A 2,761-nucleotide genomic window follows, 5' to 3' on the forward strand; every position below is an offset into this window, starting at 1 on the left:
ATTGAGGCATCATGATGCGCGCAATCGCAATCAAGCGAATGAAATCGAATGGCTCAACATCGTCCACCTCTTCCAGTGGTGTGCCTTTCACCTTAACCAGCATGTTGATTGGCACACTTTCAGGATGCACTGGCAAGTTAGCTAATTCAACCAACAAACCTGCTCGGTCGTTAGCACTTTCACCCATACCGATGATGCCACCGGAACAGATCTTCATGCCAGCATCACGAACATGAGACAAAGTATCTAAACGGTCTTGATAAGTACGTGTGGTAATGATGTTGCCGTAAAATTCAGGAGACGTATCTAGGTTGTGGTTGTAGTAATCCAAACCTGCGGTTGCCAGTTGTTTTGCTTGATCTGGTGTCAACATGCCTAATGTCATACACGTTTCTAAACCCATGCCCTTCACGCCTTTGATCATGTCGGTCAAATGCGGCATGTCACGCTCTTTTGGATTTTTCCATGCTGCGCCCATACAGAATCGAGTAGAACCAGCATTTTTGGCTTTTTGCGCAGCATCGAGTACGCGTTCTACTTCCATCAGACGCTCTTTCTCGATGTCTGTGGTGTAACGAGCACTCTGAGGACAGTACTTACAATCTTCTGGACAAGCACCTGTCTTAATCGACAGAAGCGTGCTTACTTGAACATGGTTGGTTTGTTGATATTGACGATGTACAAGCTGCGCTTCGAATAGGAGATCCATGAATGGTTTTTCCATGAGATCGCGCACTTCAGCATGCGTCCAGTTATGACGAACTTCCACGTGTATTCCTTTAGTCACTTTTGTTGTTGTGTTGACAGTCTACTGAGTCTCGATAAACTGTCAACACAACACAAAGGAACAAAGTTTACATCTGTTTATTTTTTAACCTTAATTGTTATTGGAATCGCACATGGATCTCGCCTTCGACCGCCAGCATATCTGGCATCCTTACACTTCGACATTGACACCTCTGACCTGCTACCCAGTGGCATCGGCAAATGGTGTTCACATTAAACTGGAAGACGGTACAGAGCTGGTCGATGGAATGTCTTCTTGGTGGTCGACGATCCACGGCTATAACCATCCGCACTTAAATCAAGCCGCTCACCAGCAAATCGATCAGGTCTCTCACGTGATGTTTGGCGGGATTACCCACCAGCCAGCAATCAGTTTGTGTAAGAAGTTGCTATCCCTAGCCCCAAGTAATCTTGAACATGTATTCCTTGCCGATTCAGGCTCCGTTGCCGTAGAAGTCAGCTTAAAAATGGCACTGCAATATTGGCATGCAAAAGGCGAACGCCGACCGAAGTTTCTTACTTTGCGACACGGTTATCACGGCGATACGTTTGCGGCGATGTCGGTTACCGATCCTGACAACTCAATGCACTCTCTCTACAAAGGCTTTTTACCTGAACATATCTTTGCGGAGTCCCCAACTTGTGGTTATTGGGATGAATGGGATCCAGAAGCTCTTACTGACTTCGAGCATAAGATTGATACGCACCATCAAGAACTTGCTGCGGTGATCCTAGAACCTATTGTTCAAGGCGCAGGCGGCATGCGCATCTACCATCCAGAATTTCTCAAAGGCGTGCGTAGGCTTTGCGACAAATACGGCTTGTTATTGATTGCAGATGAGATCGCTACCGGATTTGGTCGTACCGGTAAGTTGTTTGCCTGCGAACATGCAGACATTCAACCAGACATTCTGTGTGTCGGGAAAGCACTCACTGGCGGCTACATGACCCTCTCTGCGACCCTGGCGAGCAAACACGTAGCAGACACCGTTTGTGGTGGTGATGCAGGCTGTTTTATGCACGGCCCAACCTTTATGGGTAACCCACTTGCCTGCGCTGTTGCCACTGCAAGTTTGGAATTGATTGAACAAGGTAACTGGCAACAGCAAACCCAACAAATCGAAGCGTTGTTTTCTGAGTTACTGCCAAAACTTGAAGAACACGAGTTGGTAAAAAACACCCGTTGGTTAGGTGCCATTGGCGTAGTGGAGACGTATCGCCCTGTGAATATGGAAACCATCCAAGCCTTGTTTGTTGAACACGGAGTGTGGATTCGTCCATTTGGCAAACTGATTTATATGATGCCGCCGTTCATCAGCAAGCCAGAAGATATTGAAAAGTTAGTGAATGCGATTGATGCTGCGTTACAACGTAAAGACTGCTTCGCTTCATAGTTCAATTGAACATGAAAACGGTTTGAGTATGAGACTCAAACCGTCTCGTTATTTATTAGAGCAGTAAAGTTATCGGAGTTGACTGTCTTTACTCGCTCGTCTATTGAACAATGCTTGGCGTTGAGACACCAATTCGATTGTTGACTGACATTCGATACACAAACGAACGCCTTTCATAGCAAAACGACGTGCTTCTGGGATCTCATCACCACACTCATCGCAATAATGGGCGCTTTCACCCCTTGCGATACTGCCACGAACACGGGAAATCTCGTCGTCTATTGTGTTTTGAATTTGTTGGCTGACGCTATCGTCATTGGCCCACCCTACGGCCATAAGCCCTCCTCGTTACTTGAATGAGAAAATCTACTTACCGTGGTAAGGTGGATGATTATATCGATTACAAATAACAAGATAATTAAGGTAAATACGAAAACACTATTACGTTTTAGTAATAATTACTCTGTAATCGATTATTCGGCGCTCTCATGGAAAAGCAATGCAAGGTTACTCATACTCCCTTCCTCACATTCAAAGTACTGCGTTTGCTCAGGCTCTCTCAAAGTAACACTGAGTATCTT

General features: G+C 45.7%; 3 protein-coding genes. 1 reads left to right on the forward strand and 2 read right to left on the reverse strand.

Annotation, left to right across the window (positions count from 1 at the left end; all coding sequences use genetic code 11):
• Positions 1–769: biotin synthase BioB (gene bioB, locus IQR33_RS15395; protein ID WP_322631769.1), on the reverse strand; the 769-nt coding region annotated here is incomplete at its 3' end.
• Between the two features lie 130 nt (positions 770–899).
• On the opposite strand from bioB, the gene bioA reads away from it, so the two are divergent.
• The gene (gene bioA, locus IQR33_RS15400; RefSeq protein WP_054575124.1) at positions 900–2,180 is read left to right on the forward strand and encodes an adenosylmethionine--8-amino-7-oxononanoate transaminase; all 1,281 of its coding nucleotides are present in this window, start codon (positions 900–902) and stop codon (positions 2,178–2,180) included.
• Between the two features lie 69 nt (positions 2,181–2,249).
• Here bioA and IQR33_RS15405 read toward each other — a convergent pair whose 3' ends face one another.
• On the reverse strand, positions 2,250–2,516 hold the full coding sequence (locus tag IQR33_RS15405; protein WP_017634396.1) for a DksA/TraR family C4-type zinc finger protein: 267 nt from the start codon (positions 2,514–2,516) through the stop codon (positions 2,250–2,252).
• Positions 2,517–2,761: the final 245 nt, after the last annotated feature.

Source organism: Vibrio sp. OPT46 (genome assembly GCF_015163535.1).
GTDB classification, from domain to species: Bacteria; Pseudomonadota; Gammaproteobacteria; order Enterobacterales; family Vibrionaceae; genus Vibrio; species Vibrio alginolyticus.